The 1,491-nt window shown below is 65.1% G+C and carries 2 protein-coding genes; both read right to left on the bottom strand.

The window, feature by feature from the left end:
- Positions 1-277: 277 nt before the first annotated feature.
- A complete protein-coding gene (locus E1200_RS33310; RefSeq protein ID WP_131956658.1) occupies positions 278-499 on the bottom strand; it encodes a helix-turn-helix transcriptional regulator in 222 nt (73 codons plus the stop codon).
- Positions 499-1,098, bottom strand: a complete 600-nt coding sequence (locus E1200_RS33305) for a DUF2975 domain-containing protein (protein ID WP_131956656.1) — start codon at positions 1,096-1,098, stop codon at positions 499-501. The genes E1200_RS33310 and E1200_RS33305 overlap by 1 nt, the downstream gene beginning before the upstream one ends.
- Between the last annotated feature and the right edge of the window lie 393 nt (positions 1,099-1,491).

Below are 1,491 nucleotides of genomic sequence, written 5' to 3'. Positions count from 1 at the left end.
CCCTGGGGGCGCTCGCACCCCCGAAAAAACTGCGATCGCTGCATCGCTTCGACTCGGCCGGGGGCCTCGCTGCGCGATCAGGTTTCTTGCTTCGCTCGAAACCTGCCTTCGGACGCGATCGCGGGGGTTTTGGTTGTCGCGGGGCTGGTGTGGTGGCTGGTGTTGGGTGTTTTAGTGGGTGCAGGTTTGTGCGTCTCTGCTGGTTAGAGCTTTTTGGGTGCTCTGGTCGCTGGTTGGTGTCGGACGCTATCGAGGGGGCTGGCGTCCGCGTGTTCGGTTATTCCTTGTAGGTGATCAGGTCGCCTGGTTGGCAGTCGAGTTCTCTGCATAGGGCGCTCAGGGTTGTGAAGCGGATTGCTTTGGCTCTGTTGTTCTTGAGGATGGACAGGTTTACTGGGGTTACGCCTACTCGTTCTGCCAGGTCGGTTAGAGTCATGCCTTTTTCGGCCAGTAGCTCGTCCAGGTGTATTTGTATTTGGTGTGGTTCTTCGGGGGGCATCAGACCAGGCCCTCGGTGTCGGCGCGGAGGCGGGTGCCGTAGCCGAACGCGCCTGCCAATGCGGCGGCGATCAGGGACAGGAGGGCCTCGATGCCTGATATTTCGTAGTTGATCTCCACCGCCTGGGCCAGGGGAGTGCCGGTGACGAGGATGTTCGTCGCTGCGACGTCCAGGCCCGGGACGAGGGTGGCGGTCACCAGGAGGAGGGCGGCGATCCTGTAGAGGTGGCGCGTGTTCCGGCGGTCGAAGATGTCGCCCTCGCCGCGGAACGTCATGGTGATCTGCATGATGAGGGTCAGGATCGCGAGGATCAGGATGCCCTGGATGATCTCGGGGCCGGCCAGCAGGACGCGGTCCATGAGGCCGGGGTCATTGAGGGTGAGTTCGGCCTGGTGGGTGCCCTGGAGGGTCATCCCGTCCGCGGACGGAGCCGTCACCTGGGCGGGGGCGTTCAGCCGGACCTCGCGGGTCGGGGAGAGCACGCCGAGCACGCCCAGGATCGGGACGAGGATGCTCAGGCCGACTCCGAGGAGGGCGAGGCCGATGATCCCTTCGAGGCTGTGGCGGTCGAGTGCTCTCCACCATGGGGTGGTCTTCATGGGGTGCTCCCCGGGTAGTGCCATATCGTTTATCGATACTATCGAAAGACGATATGGTGTCGTCAAGGGGGAGCTGAGGTCAGCTCCGGGGCCGTCAGAGGGCGGGGATCAGGGGCAGCACCGCGAAGAGGCCGTGGCCCGCCACTGCCTGACGTGCGAGGGTTGCGGTGCAGAGTGCCGTCTGGGTGGGTTTGAGGTGCCTGCCGGAATTAGCCACGTGTGGGGCGAGGTTGCGGCATTAGGGACTTACCCCCGCAAGTCCGGCGAATTACTGTTGCGCCGTGACGAGGTTGGGGCGGGTGGCGCGGGCGCTGGTGGCGGTGGTGCTGGCGGGCGGGCTCGCCGGGGCCTGCGGGGAGCGCGGGCAGGAGTCCGTGCTGGACAAGTCGGCGC

It is taken from the genome of Actinomadura sp. GC306, from assembly GCF_004348665.1.
Lineage (GTDB): Bacteria > Actinomycetota > Actinomycetes > Streptosporangiales > Streptosporangiaceae > Spirillospora.
The sequence above is the reverse complement of the archived record's forward strand: the minus strand, read 5'-3'. Positions and strand labels throughout refer to the sequence as shown.

Bases quoted from the DNA above. Each gene is read 5' to 3' on its own strand.
- E1200_RS33310 (WP_131956658.1), bottom strand. From the start codon at position 499: ATGCCCCCCGAAGAACCACACCAAATACAAATACACCTGGACGAGCTA.
- E1200_RS33305 (WP_131956656.1), bottom strand. From the start codon at position 1,098: ATGAAGACCACCCCATGGTGGAGAGCACTCGACCGCCACAGCCTCGAA.